Below are 23116 nucleotides of genomic sequence, written 5' to 3' on the forward strand. Positions count from 1 at the left end.
GGTGCCGGGGCCGGTCATCACGCCGGGGTTCGGAGCGGTCAGGCGCATCACGTTTTTGAGCAGCGGCACCGGCTGCGAAGTCTGCCAGTCCAGCGTGTGCACCATCTGGCCGTCGGGGCTGGTCAGCGCCAGTTCGCCGTACGGTGCTTCGTGCTCCATGTAGCGCGCTTCGGCACCTTCGAGAAAACCGGCGCGCGGGCAGGAGGTCCACAGCGGCTCCTCGTTCGCGGCACAGGCTTGCAGCACGGCATCCACTGTTTCAAAGGGCGTGAGCCGCTGCAGCGTGCGTATGGTCGGGAAGATGATGAAGAAGCCGCCGGCCTCGTGCCTCGCCAGCGCTTCAGCCGGCCGTACCCAGCAGGGTTCGAACTGCTCGGACTCATCGGCCACTGGCTCCTGGCCCTGGGGCATGCGCGCGACCAGAAAGGGCACGTCGAAGCGGCGCGGCAAATCACGGTCGGTGATCCAGTGCGCGAGCACAAAGACCTGGTCGCCGGCCAGCACCAGGCCTTTGTCACGGCACTGCGCAGCGAACGGCGCCTTGCGGCTAAGGGCAGCGATGTCGGCAGTGGTGGCATGGCTGCCGTCGGCATGACGCGCCAGCAGCACGCCCAGCTCTTCAAAACTTTCGCGGATGGCGGCAATCGCCTGGGTCAGGTGTAAATCGCTTTGGCTGGCGCGGCGCGTGGACTGCGCATGCGCTGCGGCATCGGCAGCGTCAATGCCCCCGCCAGGGAAAACATAGGCACCTGGCGCAAAACTGGCGGTCATGGAGCGCCGCGTCATCAACACCTCGACGCCTTCGGGTCCGTCGCGCAGCAGCAGCACGGTGGCGGCGGGGCGGGTGGGGGCGGGTTCGCGCTGCGGATAAAGAAGTTGGGTGGGTCTGACCATGGGGCTGATTTTGCGCGAAACGCGCGGCCGCTGCCTTCTGTGGCCGGATTGGTAGCATGCTAAGTGTTATCCGCAATGGCGGATGGACCGGCGCATGGGGATACTGGGGATCACTTTATTAGCAGGTACTCCTCATGAAACAGTGGATTTCCAGAACCGTCTTCGCCGTGACGGCCGCGACTTTATGGGCAGCGCCCCTGAGCGCCATGGCCCAGGCCTGGCCTACCAAGCAGCCCATCAAGTTTGTCGCCGTCTTTCCGCCCGGCGGCTCGGTCGATCAGGTCGCGCGCATTCTCGCCGTGCCGCTGTCGCAGCAACTGGGCCAGAACATCATTGTCGAAAACAAGGGTGGCGCGTCCGGCTCTATTGGCACCGCGGCAGTCGCTGCTGCGCCAGGGGACGGCTACACCTTTGCCTTTGTGTTTGATACCCACGGCGTCAACCCCAGCCTGATCCCGGGCCTGCCGTTTGACACCCGCAAGGACTTGACGCCGGTGACGCTGATCGGAACCTCGGCCATGGTGCTGGCCACGTTCAGCGGCTCCGAGTACAAAACCTTCGCCGACGTGGTGGCCGCAGCCAAGGCCAAAAAGAATGTGAGCTACGGCAGCATTGGCTCGGGCAGCCTGGGCCACCTGGCGATGGCCTTGCTCAGCAAAAGCGGCAACATCGACTGGCAGCACATCCCCTACAAGGGCGGCGGCCCGCTGATGACCGATGCCGTGGCCGGCCATGTGCCGCTGTCCATCGGCTCGGTGTTTGTGACCAAGCCCCACATCGACAGCGGGCGCCTCCGCCCGCTGGCCGTGACCACCAGCAAACGCTCTCCCGAGCTGCCCAATGTACCGACGGTCGCTGAAAGCGGTTTTACCGGTTTTGACGCCCCCGCCTGGTGGGCCATTCTGGCGCCAGCCAAAACACCGCCCGATGTCATCAAGCGCATGAGCGAAGAAGTGGACAAGGCCCTGAAGAACCCCGAGATCGCCAAAAAACTCAGTGCCCAGGGCATTGAAATTGTCGGCGGCTCGTCTGACGCCGCGCGGGTCTTCATCGACAAGCAGATCGACACCTGGGCCAAGGTGGTGAAGGACAACGGAATCAAGGCGGATTAAGCAGCGCTGAATAGGTCCTCGCCGAATGGGATTTGTTCGGGGTCGCCTGGCTGCTCGCCGCAGATGGCATTACATCTGAAGCAACAAATAACCTTGCAATTCTTCCAGTCTATGGAATAATTGCAGTAATGTTCAAACGGCAAGTTGATCAGGCTTTACGGCAATACCTGCAGGAATTTTCTGCGGTGGCTATTCTTGGGCCACGCCAAGCCGGCAAAACAACGCTTGCACTTCAAATCGCTGAAAGTCCGTCCGTCACTGCGGGCGGGCCGCCTGCGCTCTACCTCGATCTTGAAACGCCCACCGACATTGCGCAACTGAGCGATCCGTCAGCTTTTTTTGCGGCGCACGCGGATCGTCTGGTGGTGCTGGACGAGGTGCAGCGCATGCCCGGCCTGTTTGCCGTGCTGCGCGGTGTGATAGACCAGCGCCGCCGGGCGGGCGCGCGCGCTGCCCAGTTTTTACTGCTGGGCTCAGCGAGTATGGATTTGCTGGCGCAGTCTTCAGAGAGCCTGGCCGGACGTTTGGCGTATGTCGAACTGGGGCCTTTTGTCGTGACCGAATTGCCTGCGGATCAGGCGGCCGTGCCCGGGGCCCTGTGGCTGCGCGGCGGCTTCCCGGATTCGTACCTGGCGCGTAGCGACGCTGCCAGCCTGCGCTGGCGGCAGCAGTTCATCACGACTTACCTGGAACGCGACATACCGCAGCTCGGCCCCCGTATTCCCGCGCAGACCCTGCGCCGCCTGTGGACCATGCTGGCCTACGAACAGGCGCAAATGCTCAATGCCGCGCGGCTTGCCGCCTCCCTTGGCGTCAGCGGTCAAACCATTGCACGTTATCTTGATCTGCTGTGCGATCTGCTGCTGGTCAGGCGGCTCGAACCCTGGGCGCGGCAGTCCAGCAAGCGCCTCGTCAAGGCGCCCAAGGTGTTCGTGCGCGACAGTGGCGTGGTGCATGCGCTTCTGGGTTTGGGTAGCCAGCACGATTTATTGGCGCACCCTGTGGTGGGCGGCAGTTGGGAAGGCTGGATCATTGAAAACCTGCTGGCTTGCGCGCCGCCCCAAACACAGGCCAGTTACTACCGCACCGCCGTGGGTGCCGAGATTGACCTGCTGCTTGAGCTGCCGGGTAACAAGGTCTGGGCCATAGAAATCAAACGCTCCAGCGCCCCGACGGTAAGCCGGGGGTTTCACCTTGCATGCGATGACGTGTCGGCCACGCGTCGCATCGTTGTCAGTAGCGCCAATACAAAATTCCCCATGGCCGGGGATATTGAGCATCTGCCCTTGCTGTTGTTGATGCAGGAGTTGCTGGCGTTGGGGGCGGTGGGCGCCTAGTCATGACGGAACCGCAGGCAAGCGGGAAAATGACAGAGGGCTGAAGAATCCCGAGATCGCCAAAAAACTCAGCGTCCAGGGCACCGATATTCTGGGCGGTACGCCCGAGTCGGCCCGTGTGTTTATCGATGGGCAAATCGGCATCTGGGCCAAGGTGGTGCAGGACAACGGGATCAAGGCGGATTGAACTTCTCCGCTGGATGACGAAAGGGCCTGCGGGCCCTTTTTTTACTTTGGGACACGACGCATCGCTGGCGGCGGCTTTCGACGACATAGCGGAACTACAGTGTTTCAGACTCGAAGTATAAAAGCGGACATTGACTATCACATGACGGCTGCGCTGGCGACCGGCTGTGTTGCGACGACCGCGCTCATTCAAACATGCAGACGAGTCAACGAATCCAACGGGCTTGACGTACCATCCGCTGCCACCTTCAGCACATGCGTTTAAATCATCGTGGTGCTGACGTTGGAGTGACCCAACAACTCCTGCATCGTGCGAATGTCCGACCCAGCCTGCAGCAAATGCGTGGCAAAGGAATGACGCAGGGTGTGCACCAATACAGGCTTGGCAATGCCCGCGTGCGAACGTGAAACGTCCTTATGCCGTCCTCGCAGGCCGCTCGGCGGCGTAAACCGCCCCAGCCAGCATGACGACTCCGGCGATTTGCAGGCCTCCGAGCCGATAGCCGTACACAACCCAGTCGAGGATGAGCACTAACCCAGGGTAGATGAACTGGAGCACTGCGATCCGGTCCGTGTTTAGACGGGTCATGCCGGTGTACATCAGGCTGTAGGCCAGTCCGGTATGGATCACGCCAAGGCCCGCCAGCCATCCCCATGCAGGTCCGGCCGCAGGCCAGCCATGGATCACGGGCCAAGCAAGCAAGACGGCTGTCCCTATTGCGCATTGCCACCACGCCAGTACCCCGGTCCGGACGTCCTTCAGTCGCATTGCGATCAGCGTCACCGATGCTGTACAAAGTGCTCCAAATAGGCAAAGGCCAACGCCGAGCCAGTACCCCGCATTCGAGCCAGCGGGTGAGGCCGCTGCGAACTTGTCAGCGGCGCCCGTTGCTAAAACCAATCCCGCCATGGCGGCGAGCACGGCCCAGGCACGCCTTTTAGCTATTCCTTCTTTCAAAAAGCATGCAGCCAGCACAAGAATCCAGAGCGGTTGGACATGAAACAGCACGCTGGCAACCCCGGCCGAGGTCAGCTCAATCGCGGCGAAGAAGAGAACCCAAGACAAGACCATCAGGGTCGCGGCTGATAGCACTGGTATCGCGTCGGCGCGCGAAAGTCGGAGCGCCGGTAACGCTTTGCGCCATGCGAGCCAAATGCTGAGGCCGAGCAAGCCGGAGGCACACCGGAACCACGTCGCAGTGACCGGATGGGCACCGGCCTGGGTGACGAAAATGCCAATTGTTCCTAAAAGCACGCTGCCCATCACAAACAGGCTGGCGCCGGATGTCTCTGACGGCTGAGACGACATTGACGGGATTGCAGCACCCGACGCCATACCGGATTCATTTAAGGCTTGAGTCATGGCAACAGTCTCACCTCGCTAGATCGCCGCGAAAAGCGGATAATTTAGAACATGGCAATTCGATTAACGAATAACAGCCCTGTGCATTACTCCGACCTTCAGATCGATTGGCTCAAATGTTTCGTGGCGGTGGTGGACACTGGGTCTTTGTCGCGCGCGGCGATGGAAATACACCGCTCCCAGTCCGCGGTCAGCATGCAGCTCAAGAAGCTCGAGGATGCAGTTTCTTGCCAACTACTGCTGCGTGGACCACGGCAGCATCAGTTGACCGCCCAAGGGCAGCTTCTCCTTGGCTACGCGCGGCGGCTCTTGGACCTGCACGCAGAGACGCAGTCTGCCTTCCAGGGGACCAAGCTGGCTGGCAGGATTCGCTTGGGCGTTCCGGACGACTATGCGGGCAAATACCTAACGCCAGTACTCAAGCGGTTCGCCTCACGCTTCGGTGGCGTGGAGATCGAGTTGGATTGCGAGCAGTCCACCTCTCTGATCCCGCGGGTGACAAAGGGGGAGTTGGACTTGGCTCTGATATCTAGAGACAACGCGCGGCGCGGAACACTGCTGTTCCACGAACCCATGGTCTGGGTCGGTTCACCTCATTTCGATGTCTGGCGGCGCGATCCGCTCCCCATTGCGGTGTACGAGGATGCGAGCTTGGCGCGCCGCAGCGCGATCAACTCCCTTGCTTTGCAGGGCAGACGCTACCGCGTCGTCTACAACAGCTCAAGCTTGGCCGGGCAGATCGCTGCAGTTCAAAGCGGTCTGGCGATCGCGGTGCTGACCAAATGTAGTGTGCCGGACGGGGCGCAGTTGCTGGGCGCCGAGCATGGCCTCGGCCCTCTAGAGCCGATGCAAGTCGCCGTTTACCGCAGCAAGACCTCGCAGAACTCCCGTGCAGTGGATAGTCTTTGCGAGCTGATCGTGCGGACGTTGCGTCAGTCCGGATAGGCCGGGTAATCGCCGCGGGCGCCATCAAGAGGACTAACACGGCAGACGCGAAGAAAAATGCAGAAGCCTACACATCACAGATGGACGTGCGCCTGTGGTTATGGCGGGAGTGAAGATCACTGGCGTTACGGATCTTTAATGGTTCACTACAGCCAACTTTCTAGGCCGCTGATAAACCCGATAAAGCTGCATTTGTGTGATGCGAACATCGGATAAACCTGAACGCAGAGCGATACTTTTACCGCAAACTTTGAAGTTTGGGTTGTGGTCGGCACCGTTGCGCTGCCAGCTAGGTTTTTAAGGTAAACAAAAATGGAAAAACTACTTTCGGGGGTGGGGTCGCTGCTGTACGGCATGAGATTCACCATGCTGTTCTTTTATGTGGGGCTGGTAACGATCATTTTCGGCATTTTGGGAAAGTTCCTGCTGGAAACATACAAGTTGATGAGCACATTGCTGTTTGGCGAGCTCGAAAAGATCGACCTGATCATCAAGGTGCTTGAACTCGTGGACATGACGATGGTGGCGCAGCTTGTGTGGGTTGTGGCCCTGGCGGGTGTATCTCTCTTCGTGACCACCGGACACTTTGACAAAAAGGACATGAAAAAGCCTGATTGGCTGGACCACGTCAATACCTACAACCTCAAGTTAAAGCTCGCGTTCGCCATCATCTCCATTTCAGGCGTGCATGCGTTGAAGACTTACTTGAGTGGCGACCTGAGTTTGGAAAACATACAGGTAGTAACGATGGTGGCAGTCATTCACTTCACTTTCGTACTTTCTGCTATAGGAATTTCCTTTGCAGAGCGGTTGACGCGGGAAAAGTCATAAAGCGCCTTCGGGTCTGGCCACGATGCTGCTCATCCAAAGGGGTCTGTGCCGACGCTGCGCTCCATATCGGGGTTGGGCAAGAAGCGACTAATTCCGCGCCGCGGCCAGAACTTGCATCGCCAATGGGTGGTGCTGACCGCGCCGCGAACGGATAGCGTGGATCTCCTCCTTTACGCCCTCGCTGCTACCGAGCAAGCGAAGTCCGCGCATCAGTCCGACGTCGTCTGCCCCCAGCCGGCTGACCGGGAACACGCCAAGCCCGCGGGCCGCAAACACCGCCAGAAGCGCACTGTCTTCGAACTCACCGACGATGCGCGGCCGCAGACCTTGCGTTTCGAACCAGTGGTCTAGGGTCGGTCGCAGGGCTGAGTGGCCCGTGGGTAGCAGCACCGGTAGTTCGTTAAGACTTTGCGGAAAGCGGTCGCGCTCGGTCTTGCCGACCAGCCGGGCCGGGCCGTACCACTCGACCGGCGAATCGACGAGCAGTTCGCTGGTCAGGCGCAGGTTGGGGTTGCGCGGAGCGGTTTGACCAGCCAGCACCAGGTCCAGGTGATGCAGCGCCAGTTCCCCGAGTAGCTGCTCGAACTCGCCCTCGTGGCAAACGAGGCGAAGGTTGGGTGTGCTCAAGACGGGCTCCAGCAGTGCATGAGCGGCTAGCTTTGAGATTCCGTCGGAGAGCCCGACCGCCAGCCGAGCCACCTTGCCACTGGCCGCCTCGCGTACCTCGTCAGGGATGCATTGACCCAGCTGAAAGATTTCCTCGGCGCGCGCGAATGCAGCCTGGCCCGCTTCTGTGAGGGCCACTCCGCGGCCCGAGGGCTTAAGCAACTGGTGCCCCAGAGACTTCTCAAGTTCACGCACCTGCGCGCTGATGGTCTGTATCGCCATGTCCAAACGCTCGGCGGCGCGGGCGAAGCCGCCTTCCTTGGTGACAACCCAGAAGTAGTGAAGATGGCGATAGTTCAACATGTGTTCTACAGTGCGGAAAAGCCGAAGTTTAACTGCGTTTCAGTCTGATTTATTCGATTCAGATTTATCCCGACACTCTGTCCCATTCGAACACTAAGAAAGCCCGATCATGTTCTATGCCCTCTGTTGGTTCGTCGTCGCCGCTCTCCTAGCGCTGTGGTCCCTGGCCGCTTTGGCGTTTCATACGGTTGCTGCATGGGCAGTACTGAATGCCGGCGCGCTCACAGGGGTTGCGTCTGGCGCCAGCACTATCAATCTGCCGGATTGGCTGGCCCCCTGGATGCCGCCGGAAGTAGGGCAGTGGGCAAGCCAAGTGGTGGCAGTTGTTGCGCCGATGGTTGACAGCATGCTTCAGGCCGCGCCTGCTCTGGCTGGTGGCGTAACGGTGGTGACCTGGGTCGTTTGGGGCATCGGCAGCGCGCTGCTCCTGATGGTGGGTGCCGGAATACATTTGCTCGTCGCATTGTGGCGCCGCCGCGGCACCGGCGGATCTGGGTCCAACGCCAGGCCCTTGCTGGCGGCTGGTTGATCGCGCCAGGCCATCGTCACTTCGAACCACCCTTCATCAGGGTACGGCTTATTACGGCAATCCTCTGGATCTGAAAACAAAACATGGACTTCCTGCTTCCCTTCCTCACAGCCGACTTCATGGGCAAGCCTGCCTGGGTCTGGCTCTCCTTTGTCGGCATCGTCGTCGCGTTGCTGGCCTTCGATCTGGGAGTCCTGCACAAGGACGACGCGGAGATAGGCGTCCGCGAGAGTCTGCTGCTGTCGGCTGGCTACATCAGCGTGGCACTGCTCTTTGGCGCGTGGGTCTGGTGGTACTTGGGCGCACAAAGCGGTATGGACTACTACACCGGCTTCATGATCGAGAAGTCACTGTCAATGGATAACGTCTTCGTCATCGCGCTGATCTTCAGCTTCTTCGCCATCCCGCGGCAGTACCAGCACCGGGTGCTGTTCTGGGGCATCCTGGGCGTGATCGTGCTGCGCGCGATCATGATCGGCCTGGGTGCGACGCTGGTGAGCCAGTTTAGTTGGGTGCTCTATCTGTTCGGCGCCTTCCTGATCTTCACCGGCATCAAGATGTGGATCATTGCCGACCACATGCCCGACATAGCGAACAACCCGCTACTGAAGTTCCTGAAACGACACATGCGCGTGACTGAGGGCTTGCGTGGCAATGCCTTTTGGGTGCGCGAGACCGACCCCAAAACGGGCAAGCTGGAGCGCTTCGCGACGCCTTTGTTGCTGGCCCTTGTGCTGGTCGAGTTCGTTGACCTGATCTTCGCGGTCGACTCGGTGCCGGCCATCTTTGCGATCACCACCGACCCATTCATTGTTTACAACAGCAACATCTTTGCGATCTTGGGCTTGCGGGCGCTGTACTTCGCGCTGGCCGCCATGATCCACCGCTTCAAGTATCTGAAGTACGCCCTAGCCCTGGTGCTGGTGTTCATCGGCAGCAAGATCTTCCTAGTAGGCATCATCGGCAAAATCCCTGCGGTGATCTCGCTGAGCGTGACCTTCGGCCTGATCGCCGGTGGTGTGCTGGTGTCGCTGTGGAAAACCCGGGGGCAGCCCGCTGTCGCCGAGCCCACATGATGCCGCTGATCGTGCAGCGGCTTCGCGACGCAGCCGCTGCCATTCAGGACGAGCGGGTGTCGATGCGGGCGATGGCACAAGCCCACGGTCCTGACGCCAACGCGACCTTGCTTTTGCTGCTGACCATGCCCTGTTTGCTACCGGTACCCGGCGTGGGTACGGTGCTTGGGCTGGTCATCGCTGCGCTAGCCGTTGCGATGTGGCGGGGGCACTGCGCGCCACGTTTGCCATGGCGGGTGGCGAATCTTGAGCTGCCGCCTCACTGGGCCCAGCGGGTCCTGGTCGGGTTGGCTTCAGCTTATGCCCTGGCCGGGCGCCATGCCAGAGCTCGGCTGAGCCATCTCGCCATTTCCGGCCGACGGTCAATCACTGCGCTCGCCGTTGGGCTGATGGCCGCAATCATCGTGATGCCGATTCCCTTCGGAAACCTCCTACCTGCGGTGGCGCTGGTGTTTATCAGCTTGGGGCTGGTGTTTCGCGATGGAGTTGTAGTGGTCTTGGGGCTCCTGATGTCGGGGGTGGCCCTGGTTGCCACGACCGGACTGTTACTGCTGGCATGGGTCTGGGGCAGCGAGTGGATCTTGGGCTGACCTTTAGTTTGAATGGAGTTGATCGATGATCTACGAGTTTTTAAAGACTGTTCATGTGCTATCCATCATCGTGTGGATCGGTGGCATGGTGTTTGTGCTCTTCTTTCTGCGGCCGGCGGTCGCTCAGCTGGAGGCGTCGGTGCGGCTGCGGCTGATGCACGACGTACTCGGGCGCTTCTTCAAAGCCGTGCTTTTTGCCGCGGTGCTGATTTTGGCCAGCGGCGTATGGATGCTCGGTCGTGTGGCCAAGCAGGTGGTGCAATCAGGGGGCAACTTCGAAATGCCGCTGGCGTGGACCGTTATGGCGGTAGTTGGAGTCGTCATGGTGGCGATCTTCATGCACATCCGCTTCGTGCTCTTCAAGAGATTCGGTCAGGCCGTGGCAATGTCTGAGTGGATCGCCGGTGGTGTGGCCCTGGCGCAAATTCGCACATGGGTCTCGATTAGCCTCGGCCTGGCTGTCTTGGTGCTGCTCGTAACTCTATTGCGCTTGACGACCTGAGTTCGGACCCCTGCAGACCATTTCATGCGTAGTAGACGGCTCGGATGGAGCCATGGACTTGACCCGCTTTCATAGACACATCAGCTTCCAGTGCGAAGCTGCTCGAACTTTAGACGGCAGCAACACCTGCTTCGCGAAATTTCGTCACCTGAAACCGGTCATTCGCTAACGTCAGCTTCTGGCCCGAACGCAGACATGCTTTGGAGTCGGACGCATCTATAGCAGTGACCATAAATGCACGGTTAAGGTTGACCGCGTCTCTCCGCTTTTACCGTCCAAGCGCCGCCGCAGGCTTACTGCAGCCCCTGCAACAACTCCAAGGTCGGATACCCATCCGCCGGCAGTCCCACGCTCTGCTGATAACGGCGAATCGCACCTCGCGTCGCGGGGCCCGCCACGCCGTCGGGCGTGCCGCTGTCGAAACCGCGGGTGTTGAGCGCGGTTTGCAGCGCGAGCAACTGGCTGCGCGACAGCGGCTGCAGATCGCGCGGCCAGGCAGTTTGCACTGCCGGCTCGCCGCCCAGCGCCTGGGCCAGCAGGCTCACGGCCAGCGCATAACTGGTCGAGTTGTTGTAGCGCAGGATGGTGCGGAAGTTGGCGCCGACGATGAAAGCCGGTCCCCGTGCGCCAGCGGGCAGCAGGATGGCGCTGTCGGGCAGGGCGGGCAGCGGCGAGCCGTTCATGGACTGCACGCCCAGGACGGCCCAGGCCGACGCGGGTCGCCGCTGTTCGCCATCGGCAAGCGCGAGGTCGAAGCCCGGCGGCAAGCGCACCTCCAGACCCCAGGGCTGACCGGCCTGCCAGCCGGACTTGACCAGAAAGTTGGCGGTCGAAGCCATCACATCGGGCAGGCTGCCCCAGATGTCGCGCCGTCCATCGCCATCTGCATCGACCGCATAGGCCAGAAAGTTCGAGGGCAAAAATTGTGTCTGGCCCATGGCGCCTGCCCAGGACCCGATCATTTGTGCGCGGTCTATGTCGCGGTTTTGCAGAATCTTCAACGCAGCCAGCAACTGGCTGCGCGCCCAGGCCTCGCGCCGGCCTTCGAAACCGAGTGATGCCAGCGCGTCTATGGTGGGGATGTCGCCGGTGTTGCTGCCGTAGTTGCTCTCCATGCCCCAGATCGCCGCCAGGATTTCTGCCGGCACGCCATAACGCGCTGCGGCCCCATCGACCGCAGGCCGCGCCTCAAGCAGCCGGTCCTGGCCGCGGGCGATACGTTGCGCCGACACCGCCCTGTCGAGGTAGTCCCACACCGCGCGGGTGAACTCGGGCTGGGCGCTGTCGGCCTCGGTCACCCGCGGGATGAAGCGAATGTTGTCGAAGGCGAGCCGCAGCGTGGCGTCGCTGATGCCGGCTGCGCGTGCGGTGGCGCTGAAGTCGGCCACCCAGCGGGCAAAGCGCTGATCGCGCTCGGTATCACCGGACGTGGATGGCGCTGGACTGCCGCTGGCCTGCGGCGTCTGCGCATTGGCCGAAAGCGTTGCGACGCCTGCGGCCAGCGCAAAAAGCGTCAGCAGCGTGGGCGCCAGCCAGGAAATTGCGGGCACAGGAAAGCGGGAGCGTGTTTGTTGCATGCCTAGTCATGCTCTTCGGGCGACACACCCAGCGCCACCAGAAAACGCGCCACCATGTTGTAGGTGGCAATCGCGCTGGTCAGCTCCACCAGTTCAGTGGTATCAAAATGTTGGCGCAAGCCTTCGAAAACATCGTCGCTGACTTTGACGTTCAGCGTCATCTGCGCGGCATAACGAATTACCAGTTGTTCGACCTCGGCCAGCGCAGGGTGGATCGCCGAGGCACGTGCATCGGCTTTGACCAGCAAGTTGAGCGCATCGAGTTCGGCCTGTGTGCCGCCAGCCGTCAAAAAGTCCGGCGCGTGGTGGTGGTACTCGTAAGCTGCGCCTGTCAGCAGCGCCACCGTGCAGATGCCCAGCTCGCGCAGTTTGCGGCTGGTGGGCAGGCCGGTGCGCACGGCGCCCAGGTACACATTCCAGCCACGCGCCAGGGGTTCGCTCCAGAGCAAAGCCTTGTCGAGGTTGATCAGGGTGCCGCCGCGGCGTTTCAGAATGGCGTCCACCAGGTCTTGCGGTTGGGGTTTGAGGACGGGCGACCAGTCGGGAATACGCATGGGTGTCTTTCAGAAAAAAAAGGCGTGAAAGGGCAGAGGTCAGCGGGGCGCGGCCTCAGCGGATAATGCCCGCATGCTGATCCGATTTACCAAAATGCAGGGGGCTGGCAATGATTTTGTCATGCTCAATGAGACCGCTGGCCGCCTGAACCTCACACCCGGCCAGTACCGCTTTCTGGCGGACCGCCACTTCGGCGTCGGCGCCGACCAGATTTTGTCGGTACGCCCTGCAAGCGCGGCCGGCATTGATTTTGAATACGTGATCCACAACGCCGACGGCGGCGAGGTGGAGCAGTGCGGCAACGGCGCGCGCTGCTTTTTGCGTTTTGTGCGCGAGCAGGGCCTGACCGACAAGGACAGCGTCCGCGTCAAAACCCTGGGCGGCGTGATTGAGCCGCGTTTGCAGCCCGATGGCCGTGTCACGGTAAACATGGGGGCACCGATTTTCGATCTGTCACTTGTGCCTTTTGATGTCAGTGGTTTGATACCTGAGGCTGTTCATTCATGGCAAAAATGGCCGCTGGCCCTTACCTCGTCTGTGCAAGCAGCTCCTGTTTTGATAGCGGTTTTGTCCATGGGCAATCCGCATGCGGTGCAACTGGTCGATGATGTGGAGGCTGCGCCTGTGTTGCAAACCGGGCCGCTGATCGAGGGCCATGCGCGTTTTCCGCGCCGGGTCAATGCCGGCTTCATGCAGGTCGTCTCGCGCAGCCAGATCCGCTTGCGGGTCTATGAACGCGGCGCCGGTGAAACCCTGGCCTGCGGCAGCGGGGCTTGCGCGGCGGTGGTCGCTGGCATACGCTTGGGTCTGCTGGACGCGCGGGTCGATGTCTGGACCCATGGCGGCACGCTCACCATTGAATGGCAGGGCGGTATGGATGCGAAGCCCGCGCCGGTGCTGATGACCGGCCCGGCGACCACGGTGTTTGAAGCCTCGATCGACGTGCCTGATCATCTGTAGACTGACCGACATTGATTTACCGGAACCACAAGAACATGAACCCAAGCGAACACTCGATCCAGAACCCGATCACCGAAGACGACATCGCCAACTTCCTGGCCAACACGCCGGACTTTTTTGAGCGCCATGCGGAACTGCTGGCCACCGTGCAGCTGTCCAGCGGCCACGGCAGCCGCGCGGTCAGCCTGCAAGAGCGGCAGGCCGGCATGTTGCGCGACAAGATCAAGGCGCTGGAGTCCAGGGTGGTCGAGATGATCCGCTACGGCAACGAAAACGTGGGCATTGCCGACAAGCTGCAGGAGTGCACGCTGAACCTGCTGCTCACGGCGCATGCGCGTGACCTGCCTGACACCATCGTGCGCGAAATCCAGGCGCGCTTTGCGGTGCCGCAGGCAGCGATCAAGGTCTGGCACGTCAACGGCATTTTTTCAATGGAAGATTTTTCCACCGGCGTCAGCGAGGACACACAGACCTTTGCCTCGTCCCTCACTGCGCCGTATTGCGGCGTCAACTCCGGTTTCGAGGCCGTTAGCTGGCTGCCCGATCCGGCGCAGGCGATGTCGGTAGCGCTGATCCCGCTGCGGCCCGGCAAGGCACCGCAGGCTTTTGGCATGCTGGTACTGGCCTCACCGGACCCAGAGCGTTTTCAGGCCGGCATGGGCACGGATTTTCTAGAACGTATTGGCGAGCTGGCAGGCGCAGCGCTGTCGCGGCTGCGGCCGGCGGCCGACTAGCCGATAACGCATGGCCGGGCAGGACGTATCCGACCTCGCTGCCGGGGCTGCGCCGCCGGTCCCCGACAACGACCCGCTGGTTGAGCGTTACCTCGAACATGTGCGCGTCGAAAAACGCCTGGCCCAGCGTACGGTAGAGCTGTATGCGCTGGACTTGCTCAAGCTGCAGGCCAACTGCCGCCAGGCCGGTGTGGCGCTGACCGCGGTGCAGAACCTTCACATGCGGCGCTGGGTCGCGCAGATGCACAGCGGTGGCCGCAGCGGCCGGGGTATTGCGCTGATTCTTTCGGGCTGGCGCGGGTTTTACACCTGGCTGGGGCGCGAGGGCCTGGTGGCCAGCAACCCTGTGCAGGACTTGCGCGCCCCCAAGGCGGCCAAACCGCTGCCCAAGGCCCTGAGCGTGGATGAAGCGGTGCAGCTGGCCGCGTTTCAGGGGGCAGATGGTCAAGACCCGGCCTTGCAGGCGCGGGACCACTGCATCACTGAGTTGCTCTACGGCTGCGGCTTGCGTATCGGCGAGTTGACCGGGCTGGACGCCGCCGCCAGCAGCCAGGCGCGTGGCTGGATTGACCTGCAGGCCGCCGAGGCGCATGTGCTGGGCAAAGGGTCCAAGCGTCGCAGTGTGCCGGTGGGCAGCAAGGCGCTGGAGGCCGTGCGCGCCTGGCTGGCGCTGCGCCAGGCCTGGGCCCGGGACGATGCAGCCCTGTTCATCAACCAGCGCGGCGGGCGGTTGACGCCGCAGCATATCCGGGTACGGCTCAAGCAGCGCTCATTGCAAGCGGGGCTGGCCACGCCGGTGCACCCGCACATGCTGCGGCACTCGTTTGCCAGCCATGTGCTGCAGTCCAGCGGCGATTTGCGCGCCGTACAGGAATTGCTGGGCCACGCCAACATCACCACCACGCAGGTCTATACCCGGCTGGATTTTCAGCACTTGGCCAAGGTGTATGACGCCGCACATCCGCGCGCGACCGTCGTGGGTGTCAAACCGGCGACAAAAAACAAGGTTTGAGTGAGTGTGCGGACTCTTCAACCAGCCGGGGCCGCGGGTCCGGCTTTGCCGGCCCGCAGGCGCAGCGCCCCCCCGGGGGGCAGAGAGCTACACGAAGTGAGCGAACGTGGGGGCTCTACTTATAGTCGGGCACCAGGAATACGGCGCGTTTGCTTTCCGGCGGTATGTTGGTCAGGCGCTGCGCCAGGCGGTCCAGCACAATCTCGGCGCTGGGTCCCTGGCGCGGCACCAGGGCGTAGGCCACACGGACCTGGGCCGTGCAGGTCTCCGGCAGACCTTTGTAGGGCATCAGGCAGCGCGCCACAATCCGCGGCCCCAGCGTCGCGGCTTCTTCCGGCGACACCGGGCCCTCGACCAGCATGCCAAAACGCTGCTCGCTCAGGCGCGCAGCGCTGTCGATCTCGCGCGCCGTGGACAGCAGCCTGGCCGCCATGCGCAAGGGCAACTCTTCGGCGGCCCGGCGGCCAAAGTCGCGTTGTATCTGGTCGGTGTTGACCAGATCAATCATCAGCACAACGCTCTGGTGCTTCAAGCGCTCTGACCGCGCGATCATGCGCATCATGCGCTCGGCAAACACCGGTTCGTTGATCAGACCGGTGGCCGGGTCGACCCGGTCCAGCCCCTGAATCCTGCGCATGTTTTCTCGCCGGTGCTGGCTGCGCAGCATCAGGATGACCATGACAATGGGAAGCTCGATTGCGACGCCAAGCTGCATGCCGTACATGGTGAGAAAACTCACAGGAATCATGCCGCTCAGGCGCGCCAGCGGGAACAGGGATGCGGCAATCAGCGGCAGGCTTCCGAGCAACAACCATCCGCCATAACGGTCACCGCGACGCCGCGCCCAGAGCAGGGCCAGCGTGGCGGCGACCATCGATACAACGATGTACGGCACCATCAGGTAGAAACGCTGCGCGGGTTCCGCGAGGATGATGGCCACGCCTGCGGCGAGGCCCAGAAAGCCAAGGCCCGTCAGGAGCTGATGCAGGCGCCGGGAACGCACCGGCATGGAGACGACCGCCGATGAGAACCAGAGCAGTGAGGCCACCGTCCATACCGGCAGAACCAGGGAGGACAGGTCATTCCAGACGGGAAACTCCGGCCACAGGTGCAAGCCGGCAATGCCGGTGATGGCCGCCTGGGTCAAGGCCATCAACGCCACACTCACGGCATACAACCCGTAGGCGGAGTCGCGCAGCGACACGGCGCTGAGCGCCGCCAGCGTCACGGCCAGTCCCGCCAGTCCGAAATAAATACCCAGAATCAGTGACGTGCGCTGCTCGTTGCGGCTCAGGTAGCTTTCGCTCACAAAGCGCAGCGGCGCGCCGAAGCTGTAAGGGTTGTCGACGCGCACCATGTATTTTTTGGGCTCCTCGGCAGACACGTTGACAGGCAGCAGCGGATGACGGTGCGGGACCGGCCAGCCATTGACGGCGAGGGTGTCGCCGGCGCTCTGCTCGTTCCATTGCCCGGCGCTGTCCAGGGTGAAAAGCGACACGCGGTTGACCGACGGATAGGGAACCTCCAGGTACCAGCGCTCGTTGTCTGGCGCGGGCGGCACGGTAAAACGTATCCACAGCGACTGATCGCCCGTCAGTGGATAAATCATGTTGGCACGTGTGGGCTGCCAGCCCGCTTCTCCCAATCCCGCAACGCCGGACGGCGACAGGCTGGTGATGCCCTCTATCCGGTAGTCGCCCCAGTCCAGCAGATCGACGGGGAGCGCCGGCGTTGACAGGTCCAGCACGGTGCGGGCCAGACTGTGCCCCGGCAGCGCCAGCCCACAGGCCAAAAGCAGCCCGGCCGCAAGTGCACACACATATGCCCGAATGCGGCCATCAAGATGTGGGGTAATGCCTGCGTTGCTCAAAATGCTGCCTGATTCACGGTGGTCTGGTTGAAAAACCTGTGAGTACAGCACAGTTCAGCCGTCTTTTCAATGCGTGGCGCAAGCCGCGACAATAAGCGCATGAAATCCATACGGCTGAGAGAAGGTAAAGACCGGTCATTGCTGCGGCGCCACCCCTGGGTGTTTGATGGGGCGATCGCCAGGGGCGGGGCTGACCCCGGCGAAACAGTGCGGGTGGAGAGTCATGAAGGCCGCTTTCTGGCCTGGGCGGCTTTCAGTCCGGCCTCAAAAATCCGCGCTCGCGCCTGGAGCTTTGACGAGGCAGAACGCATAGACGCTGCTTTTTTTATAGCGCGTATCGCAAGTGCCATAAGGGCCAGAGGCCTTTTTGACATACAAAGCGACGGCCTGCGGCTGATTCATGGCGAGTCCGATGGTTTGCCCGGGCTCGTGGTGGACCGGTATGCCGACACCCTGGTGGCGCAATTTTCAAGCTGCGGTGTCGAGCGCTGGAAAAGTGTGATTGTTCAAGCCCTGCTGCATGAAACCGGCCTCACGCGACTGTATGAGCGCTCTGACGCCAGCGTGCGCTCCCTCGAAGGGCTGCCCGAGGCCACCGGCTGGATAGCCGGCTCGGGCCAGACCAGCATCACCATCACCGAACACAGCTGGCAGCTCGGCCTGGACATTGCCGAGGGCCACAAAACCGGCTTTTACCTGGACCAGCGCGACAGCCGCCGCAAGTTTGCCGAGCATGCACAGCGCCTGAAGTTCAAGGACGTGCTGAACTGTTATTGCTACACCGGCGGCTTTACCGTTGCCGCGCTGGCCGGTGGCGCGACCCATGTGACGTCCATCGACTCGTCGGGCCCGGCGATTGAAAAAGCCCGCGCCAATGTGGCCCTCAACGGCTTTGATGCTGGCCGCAGCACCCTGCTGGACGCGGATGTGAATGCCTCGCTGCGCCAGTTTCACAAGGAAGGCCGGTTTTTTGACGCCATCGTGCTGGACCCGCCCAAATTTGCACCCACTGTGGCGCACGCCGAGCGTGCAGCGCGCGCCTACAAGGACATCAACCGCATCGCCCTGTCCATCCTGGCGCCGGGCGGGGTGTTGTTCACCTATTCCTGCTCGGGCGGCATCAGCGCCGACCTGTTTCACAAAATAGTGGCCTCGGCCGGCATGGACGCCGGGGTGGACGCCTTCATCACCGAGCGCCTGGGCGGCGCGCCCGATCACCCGATGACGGTGAACTTCCCCGAAGGTGAGTACCTGAAAGGCCTGGTCTTGCTGCGCAGGTGATTTTTCAGATAGAAAAGTGCCTCCAGCCCTTATGGGTTGTGCGTGGATAGCTATCAAATAAATAGCAAATATTCTGCTGTGTCATACATCCCCCGGCATCAGGGGATTGCCTGGGTCGTTAAACTCCCGAGCTCGCCTTTCCTTGTTTTCCTTGTATTTGTTTTTGGACCGCCACCATGAGTTTGATTCCTGTGACCATCCTGACCGGTTTTCTCGGCTCCGGCAAAACCACGCTGCTCAAGCGCATCCTGACCGAGGCCCACGGCCAGAAGATCGCGGTGATTGAAAACGAGTTTGGCGAAGAAAACATCGACAACGAGATCCTGGTCAACGACACCCAGGAGAACATCATCCAGATGAACAACGGCTGCATCTGCTGCTCGATCCGCGAAGACCTGCGCGAAACCCTGCAGCTGCTGGCCGCCAAAAAACGCAAGGGCCTGCTGGACTTCGAGCGCGTGGTGATTGAAACCACTGGCCTGGCCGATCCTGGCCCGGTGGCCCAGACCTTCTTCATGGACGAGGAAATCGCCGAGCAATACCTGCTGGATTCCATCCTGACCCTGGTGGATGCCAAACACGCACCCACCCAGCTCAATGACCGCCAGGAGGCACGCCGGCAGGTCGGTTTTGCCGACCAGATATTCATCAGCAAATCCGATCTGGTGGCTGCCGATGAGGTGCAGGCACTGATGCACCGCCTCAAACACATGAACCCGCGTGCGCCGCAAAAGGCCGTGCATTTTGGCGATGTGGCGATTTCCGAGGTGTTTGACCTGCGCGGCTTCAACCTGAACGCCAAACTGGACATAGATCCCGATTTTCTCAAGGCCGAGGAGCACGGCCACGATCACGCCGGGCACGACCATGCCGAAGGTGAGCATTGCGACCATCCTTCCCATGCGCATGAGGCCGGCCACGGCCACCACCACCACCACGATGACGACGTCAAGAGTTTTGTGTTTCGCTCCGAGCGCGCGTTTGACGCCGCCAAGCTGGAGGACTTTCTGGGCGCCATCGTCAATATCTACGGCCCGCGCATGTTGCGCTACAAGGGCGTGCTGAACATGCAGGGCACCGAGCGCAAGGTGATTTTCCAGGGGGTGCACCAGCTGATGGGCAGCGACCTTGGGCCTGCCTGGGGCCCGGATGAGCAAAAACTCAGCAAGATGGTGTTCATCGGCATCGATTTGCCCAAAGATATTTTCCTGCAGGGCCTGGAGCAGTGTCTGGTTTAAGGTAGGCTGTCTCCAGATTGCTCTTAAGGGCGGAGGGCCTGATGTTTGTCTCCATTCTCCAACGATTAGATAGGCACGCGGCACAGCGTCCCGGCGAGCCGCTACAATCGCGCGCCGACTCTGCTGCCCGAACTTCCCGTTCTGGCGGTGTGCACCGGTCGGTCAGGGTAAGTACTGGCCGACAAACTGCCACAGAGGCGGCAAACCAAGCGGGCAATCAGGTAAAAGACAGGCTTGGGCTGACCGAAATCAGCCCGGCCAGGGGTCAGCCTCAGGTTCATCCGGAAGCTGCATCCCGAGGAGACACAACGTGAAAACTCAAGCGAAAAAGTCAAAACCCGCCGTCAAGGCCAAAGCAGGCGTCAAACCTGTTGCCAAAGCCAAAGTGGTGCCCAAAAAGGCGGCCAGTCCGGCTGCGCCCAAAAGCGCTGTCAAGAAGCCCGTCAAGCCAGTTGCCAAGCCGGCAGCCAAAGCCAAGCCAGTGGTCAAAGCCAAGCCAGTAGTCAAAGCCAAGCCAGTAGTCAAGGCCAAGCCAGTAGTCAAGGCCAAGCCGAAAGTGGCTATCAAGGCCAAACCGGTGGCTGCCAAAAAAGCCGCCGCGGTGTCAAAAAAGCCGGTGCCCGCTGCCAAAAAACGGCCGGTTGCCAAACCCCTCAAGGGCGGCAAGCCTGCTGCCCCCGTGAAACCGGCGGTGAAAGCCGTCAAGGCGGTTGCCAAACCGGTAGCCGGCAAGTCGGCAGCCGCTGTCAAGCCCACCGCCAAACCTAAAGAAAAAGTCATTATCAAAACCGTCCTCAAAACGGCTGCAAGCCCCGCTGTCAAAGCGGCTCCCAGCCCTGCCAGTATTGCCGCTGCGCCCGCGCCGCTGCCAACCCCGGCGCTCAAGCCGGGTCGCCGTGCCTCGCTGCGCAACTCCTCTTTCGCGCCTCCGCCCGCTCCCATGATTCCTACTCATTCGCCTGACGCTGCCAAGGCCAGTTACTCCACCATTGCCGAGCGCGTGATCGCACCGCCGCCCCATGTGGCAGCCAAAAAAGACCCCAAACTCGCCAATAACTGGAAAGCCAAGGCGGCGGCCGACCTGACGGACGACGAAGTCAAGGCCATGCCGGACTCGGAATACATGAACGAGAAGCAGCTGGCCTTCTTCCGGCACAAGCTGTCCATCCTCAAGCAGGACATCCACAACAGCGCGGGGGAGACCACCGAGCATCTGCGTGAAGACACCGTCGTGGTGCCCGATCCTGCAGACCGCGCGACCATCGAGGAAGAACACGCCCTTGAGCTGCGCACACGTGACCGCGAGCGCAAGTTGCTCAAGAAGATTGAGCAGTCGATTGCCCGCATCGACTCCGGCGACTATGGTTACTGCGATGAAACGGGCGAAGCCATTGGTGTGGGGCGGCTGATTGCGCGACCCACCGCCAACCTGTCACTTGAAGCGCAGCAGCGCCGGGAGCTCAAGCAGAAAATGTTTGGCGACTGATTTATTTCTCCCATCCCTTTCTGACTCTTCGCTGATGGCCAAAGAAGACACCACACCCGGCTTGTTGTCCAAAGTCGTCAAGTTCGTCCGCAACCCTGCGACGAACTGGTCTGATCTGGACACCAAGGCTGCGGGTCAGGATGAAGCCATGAGCAAGCAGATGCTCAAGGAGATGATAGAGCGCAAGCGCCGCAACGATTTTGTACGCAAGCGCGAGTTCGACATGCTGCGGAAAATGCGCAAGCGTGAGGCCATGACCGGCCAGGACCCGGGGGCTCGCCCGTCCTTCTTCCAGAGCAGTATGCCGTCCAAGCCGGATGACCGCGCTGTCACACTGAAGAAAATCGACGAAATCGAAGCCCAGATGTCGATGCAGTGGTGGAAGACCAAGCATGGTACCGGTGCCATTCCCTCGATCGATTCAACCGCTTTTTCCTCTTCGGTGCAGCCGATGGCTGGCAGGCTCAGCACCCATGCAACTTTGCTGGACAACGCCTTGCCCGCCAGTTATGCACCGACTGCGCCTAGCGCGCTGGTGCCAACCAAGGCAGCACCGGCTGCTTCTGCCGCTACAGCGCCTGTGCAGCCCAGAACAGCAGCAGCGCCACCCGGGCCAGCGCCCGCGCCGATACCCGTCACCAAAGCGGCGACGCCAGGACCCGCGCCCCGTCCGGCGGTAGCCGCAGCTGCTGCTATGGCTGGCCAGTTTGGTTTGTCTCGCGAAGGAACAGCTTCCGGTTTTTCTGCCTCCAAATTTTCGGTGGTGGATGGCGCAGAAGTGGCGCACGACCCTGAGCTCGAAGAGGCGTCCATCCGTTTTGCCAACGGCGACGATGCGGGCGCAGAGTCAGGGCTGCTTGAAACGCTGACGCCGCAGGGCAGCCGGGCCCAGCATGCCGATACCTGGCTGGCGCTGTTTGACCTGTACCGCGCAACCGCGCAGCAGGATAAATTTGAAAACCTGGCGATTGAGTTTGTTGGCCGGTTCGACCGGTCCGCGCCCCAATGGTTTTCCATGCCCGATATGGTCCGCCAGATGGCTGCGCCCGTCAGCCACGCCGCCAATGGGCCGGCGGCTGATTGGGTTTGTCCCTCGGTGCTGGGTATTCAGACCATTGCCGCGCTGAATGCAGCGCTGGCCCGCTCGACCATGCCCTGGCGCCTTGACTGGAAAAACCTCAAGACAATCGATGCCAACGCGGTTGAACCCCTGTGCAAGGTATTCAGCGGCTGGGCCGCACAGCCGGTGCAGCTTCGATTCATGGGAGAGCCCGTGTTACAGCGCATCCTGCAGGATGCAACCCCTTCGGGCACGCGCGAGACCGCGCAGGGCTGGTGGCAACTGCGTATGGAGGCGCTGCGGGTAACGCACCAGCCGGACGAGTTCGAGCTGACCGCGCTTGATTTCTGTGTCACCTATGAGGTTTCTCCGCCGGCCTGGGACAGTGCCCGCTGCGACTACAAATCGATGGACCCGCCGAGTGCCGAGGCCTCCGGACAGGCCATCGTGGGCGATGTTTACCGCGATTCCGTGCCGTCCAGCATGAGCAGTGCAACGGAAGGCGATACCCAGATGGACGGACATTCGCAGATGAGCAATCTCTACGCGGTCGAGCTCTCGGGCCAGATTGAGGGGGATGCCATCGCCGTGCTCGACCAGCTGGAAGCCAAAATGATGGGCGCGGACATCATGGTGATCTCCTGCGCCAAGCTGATCCGGGTTGATTTTTCTGCGGCGGGAACCTTGCTCAATTGGGTATCCGCCAGAGAGGCGGAAAACCGCGCCGTGCAGTTCACCGACGTGAACCGGTTGGTGGCCGCGTTTTTCAACGTGATCGGTATCACCGAACACGCCAGCGTGTTGTCACGTATCGACTAGAAGTCTGCGTTGCCATCGGCAGCGCCTCCCAACTCTCTGTCTCTGAAAATCTGCTCCGCCTGTACGGGGCGGCGCAGCCTCGGCGGCGGCGTTTTTGTCCTGCGGGGCGATGAAGCGGCTCGAACGGGCGAAGAATCGAGGGCAGCAGGCCTGCTTCAGCGCTTGCGAGCCTGTAACAGCCGTGGTTTTG

General features: G+C 61.6%; 21 protein-coding genes and 1 pseudogene. 15 read left to right on the forward strand and 7 right to left on the reverse strand.

The features are described from left to right. Positions 1-894, reverse strand: an 894-nt coding sequence (locus Q8L50_RS17455; RefSeq protein ID WP_305349905.1) for an NUDIX domain-containing protein, incomplete at its 3' end; no start/stop codon positions are given. A gap of 134 nt (positions 895-1028) precedes the next feature. On the opposite strand from Q8L50_RS17455, the gene Q8L50_RS17460 reads away from it, so the two are divergent. After that, positions 1029-2006, forward strand: a complete 978-nt coding sequence (locus Q8L50_RS17460; protein ID WP_305349906.1) for a tripartite tricarboxylate transporter substrate binding protein — start codon at positions 1029-1031, stop codon at positions 2004-2006. 128 nt (positions 2007-2134) lie between these two features. Continuing rightward, positions 2135-3343 (forward strand): ATP-binding protein, encoded by a 1209-nt coding sequence (locus Q8L50_RS17465; RefSeq protein ID WP_305349907.1) that lies wholly within the window; start codon positions 2135-2137, stop codon positions 3341-3343. A 375-nt stretch (positions 3344-3718) separates the two neighbouring features. Here Q8L50_RS17465 and Q8L50_RS17470 read toward each other — a convergent pair. Both Q8L50_RS17470 and Q8L50_RS17475 read right to left on the reverse strand, forming a co-directional pair. Further along, positions 3719-3925 (reverse strand): annotated as a pseudogene (locus Q8L50_RS17470) (tyrosine-type recombinase/integrase); the annotation flags it as partial. Between the two features lie 19 nt (positions 3926-3944). Further along, positions 3945-4892: a DMT family transporter gene (locus Q8L50_RS17475; RefSeq protein WP_305349908.1), complete on the reverse strand. Its 948-nt coding sequence runs from the start codon at positions 4890-4892 to the stop codon at positions 3945-3947. Between the two features lie 51 nt (positions 4893-4943). Here Q8L50_RS17475 and Q8L50_RS17480 point away from each other — a divergent pair, with 51 nt between their 5' ends. Both Q8L50_RS17480 and Q8L50_RS17485 read left to right on the forward strand, forming a co-directional pair. Continuing rightward, positions 4944-5837 carry a LysR family transcriptional regulator gene (locus Q8L50_RS17480; RefSeq protein ID WP_370869830.1) on the forward strand — a complete coding sequence of 298 codons (894 nt, stop codon included), beginning with the start codon at positions 4944-4946 and terminating at the stop codon, positions 5835-5837. Positions 5838-6149: 312 nt separating this feature from the next. After that, on the forward strand, positions 6150-6668 hold the full coding sequence (locus Q8L50_RS17485) for a YqhA family protein (RefSeq protein ID WP_305349909.1): 519 nt from the start codon (positions 6150-6152) through the stop codon (positions 6666-6668). An 87-nt stretch (positions 6669-6755) separates the two neighbouring features. Here the strand turns inward: Q8L50_RS17485 and Q8L50_RS17490 are convergent, their stop codons facing one another. Next, positions 6756-7637 carry a LysR family transcriptional regulator gene (locus Q8L50_RS17490; RefSeq protein WP_305349910.1) on the reverse strand — a complete coding sequence of 294 codons (882 nt, stop codon included), beginning with the start codon at positions 7635-7637 and terminating at the stop codon, positions 6756-6758. A gap of 109 nt (positions 7638-7746) precedes the next feature. Here Q8L50_RS17490 and Q8L50_RS17495 point away from each other — a divergent pair, with 109 nt between their 5' ends. The 4 genes from Q8L50_RS17495 (at position 7747) to Q8L50_RS17510 (ending at position 10334) form a co-directional block, all read left to right on the forward strand. Next, positions 7747-8166, forward strand: a complete 420-nt coding sequence (locus Q8L50_RS17495; RefSeq protein ID WP_305349911.1) for a hypothetical protein — start codon at positions 7747-7749, stop codon at positions 8164-8166. A gap of 83 nt (positions 8167-8249) precedes the next feature. Continuing rightward, positions 8250-9242, forward strand: a complete 993-nt coding sequence (locus tag Q8L50_RS17500) for a TerC family protein (RefSeq protein WP_305349912.1) — start codon at positions 8250-8252, stop codon at positions 9240-9242. Further along, a complete protein-coding gene (locus Q8L50_RS17505) occupies positions 9239-9832 on the forward strand; it encodes an exopolysaccharide biosynthesis protein (protein ID WP_305349913.1) in 594 nt (197 codons plus the stop codon). Before Q8L50_RS17500 ends, Q8L50_RS17505 begins: the two co-directional genes overlap by 4 nt. Before the next feature lie 25 nt (positions 9833-9857). Continuing rightward, a complete protein-coding gene (locus tag Q8L50_RS17510; protein WP_305349914.1) occupies positions 9858-10334 on the forward strand; it encodes a CopD family protein in 477 nt (158 codons plus the stop codon). A 293-nt stretch (positions 10335-10627) separates the two neighbouring features. Here the strand turns inward: Q8L50_RS17510 and Q8L50_RS17515 are convergent, their stop codons facing one another. After that, positions 10628-11911 (reverse strand): lytic murein transglycosylase, encoded by a 1284-nt coding sequence (locus Q8L50_RS17515; RefSeq protein WP_305349915.1) that lies wholly within the window; start codon positions 11909-11911, stop codon positions 10628-10630. A 2-nt stretch (positions 11912-11913) separates the two neighbouring features. Then, a complete protein-coding gene (locus Q8L50_RS17520; RefSeq protein WP_305349916.1) occupies positions 11914-12465 on the reverse strand; it encodes a carboxymuconolactone decarboxylase family protein in 552 nt (183 codons plus the stop codon). A gap of 73 nt (positions 12466-12538) precedes the next feature. Between Q8L50_RS17520 and dapF the strand changes: the two genes are divergently transcribed. The 3 genes from dapF to Q8L50_RS17535 are packed head-to-tail and all read left to right on the forward strand — an operon-like array spanning position 12539 to position 15172. Continuing rightward, entirely contained in the window at positions 12539-13426 is an 888-nt protein-coding gene (gene dapF, locus Q8L50_RS17525) for a diaminopimelate epimerase (protein ID WP_305349917.1), read from the forward strand. Between the two features lie 35 nt (positions 13427-13461). Then, positions 13462-14160, forward strand: coding sequence for a DUF484 family protein (locus Q8L50_RS17530; RefSeq protein ID WP_305349918.1), 699 nt, complete (start codon positions 13462-13464; stop codon positions 14158-14160). Between the two features lie 10 nt (positions 14161-14170). Then, on the forward strand, positions 14171-15172 hold the full coding sequence (locus Q8L50_RS17535) for a tyrosine recombinase XerC (protein ID WP_305349919.1): 1002 nt from the start codon (positions 14171-14173) through the stop codon (positions 15170-15172). A gap of 115 nt (positions 15173-15287) precedes the next feature. Here the strand turns inward: Q8L50_RS17535 and Q8L50_RS17540 are convergent, their stop codons facing one another. After that, a complete protein-coding gene (locus Q8L50_RS17540) occupies positions 15288-17042 on the reverse strand; it encodes a 7TM diverse intracellular signaling domain-containing protein (RefSeq protein ID WP_305349920.1) in 1755 nt (584 codons plus the stop codon). A gap of 99 nt (positions 17043-17141) precedes the next feature. On the opposite strand from Q8L50_RS17540, the gene Q8L50_RS17545 reads away from it, so the two are divergent. The 4 genes from Q8L50_RS17545 (at position 17142) to Q8L50_RS17560 (ending at position 22926) form a co-directional block, all read left to right on the forward strand. Further along, positions 17142-18323, forward strand: a complete 1182-nt coding sequence (locus Q8L50_RS17545) for a class I SAM-dependent rRNA methyltransferase (RefSeq protein WP_305349921.1) — start codon at positions 17142-17144, stop codon at positions 18321-18323. Positions 18324-18499: 176 nt separating this feature from the next. Next, positions 18500-19561 carry a GTP-binding protein gene (locus tag Q8L50_RS17550; RefSeq protein ID WP_305349922.1) on the forward strand — a complete coding sequence of 354 codons (1062 nt, stop codon included), beginning with the start codon at positions 18500-18502 and terminating at the stop codon, positions 19559-19561. 310 nt (positions 19562-19871) lie between these two features. Continuing rightward, complete coding sequence (gene dksA / locus Q8L50_RS18975) at positions 19872-21047, forward strand: RNA polymerase-binding protein DksA (protein WP_370869831.1); 1176 nt, start codon at positions 19872-19874, stop codon at positions 21045-21047. Positions 21048-21081: 34 nt separating this feature from the next. Then, entirely contained in the window at positions 21082-22926 is a 1845-nt protein-coding gene (locus Q8L50_RS17560; RefSeq protein ID WP_305349923.1) for an STAS domain-containing protein, read from the forward strand. Positions 22927-23116 lie beyond the last annotated feature (190 nt).

Origin of the sequence: Polaromonas sp. (assembly GCF_030680935.1) — a bacterium.
Lineage (GTDB): Bacteria > Pseudomonadota > Gammaproteobacteria > Burkholderiales > Burkholderiaceae_C > Polaromonas.

Bases quoted from the DNA above. Each gene is read 5' to 3' on its own strand.
- Q8L50_RS17560 (WP_305349923.1), top strand. From the start codon at position 21,082: ATGGCCAAAGAAGACACCACACCCGGCTTGTTGTCCAAAGTCGTCAAG.
- Q8L50_RS17485 (WP_305349909.1), top strand. From the start codon at position 6,150: ATGGAAAAACTACTTTCGGGGGTGGGGTCGCTGCTGTACGGCATGAGA.
- Q8L50_RS17520 (WP_305349916.1), bottom strand. From the start codon at position 12,465: ATGCGTATTCCCGACTGGTCGCCCGTCCTCAAACCCCAACCGCAAGAC.
- Q8L50_RS17495 (WP_305349911.1), top strand. From the start codon at position 7,747: ATGTTCTATGCCCTCTGTTGGTTCGTCGTCGCCGCTCTCCTAGCGCTG.
- Q8L50_RS17460 (WP_305349906.1), top strand. From the start codon at position 1,029: ATGAAACAGTGGATTTCCAGAACCGTCTTCGCCGTGACGGCCGCGACT.
- Q8L50_RS17465 (WP_305349907.1), top strand. From the start codon at position 2,135: ATGTTCAAACGGCAAGTTGATCAGGCTTTACGGCAATACCTGCAGGAA.
- Q8L50_RS17545 (WP_305349921.1), top strand. From the start codon at position 17,142: ATGAAATCCATACGGCTGAGAGAAGGTAAAGACCGGTCATTGCTGCGG.
- Q8L50_RS17530 (WP_305349918.1), top strand. From the start codon at position 13,462: ATGAACCCAAGCGAACACTCGATCCAGAACCCGATCACCGAAGACGAC.
- Q8L50_RS17475 (WP_305349908.1), bottom strand. From the start codon at position 4,892: ATGACTCAAGCCTTAAATGAATCCGGTATGGCGTCGGGTGCTGCAATC.
- Q8L50_RS17515 (WP_305349915.1), bottom strand. From the start codon at position 11,911: ATGCAACAAACACGCTCCCGCTTTCCTGTGCCCGCAATTTCCTGGCTG.
- Q8L50_RS17500 (WP_305349912.1), top strand. From the start codon at position 8,250: ATGGACTTCCTGCTTCCCTTCCTCACAGCCGACTTCATGGGCAAGCCT.
- Q8L50_RS17550 (WP_305349922.1), top strand. From the start codon at position 18,500: ATGAGTTTGATTCCTGTGACCATCCTGACCGGTTTTCTCGGCTCCGGC.
- Q8L50_RS17505 (WP_305349913.1), top strand. From the start codon at position 9,239: ATGATGCCGCTGATCGTGCAGCGGCTTCGCGACGCAGCCGCTGCCATT.
- Q8L50_RS17480 (WP_370869830.1), top strand. From the start codon at position 4,944: ATGGCAATTCGATTAACGAATAACAGCCCTGTGCATTACTCCGACCTT.
- dapF (WP_305349917.1), top strand. From the start codon at position 12,539: ATGCTGATCCGATTTACCAAAATGCAGGGGGCTGGCAATGATTTTGTC.
- Q8L50_RS17535 (WP_305349919.1), top strand. From the start codon at position 14,171: ATGGCCGGGCAGGACGTATCCGACCTCGCTGCCGGGGCTGCGCCGCCG.
- Q8L50_RS17510 (WP_305349914.1), top strand. From the start codon at position 9,858: ATGATCTACGAGTTTTTAAAGACTGTTCATGTGCTATCCATCATCGTG.
- Q8L50_RS17490 (WP_305349910.1), bottom strand. From the start codon at position 7,637: ATGTTGAACTATCGCCATCTTCACTACTTCTGGGTTGTCACCAAGGAA.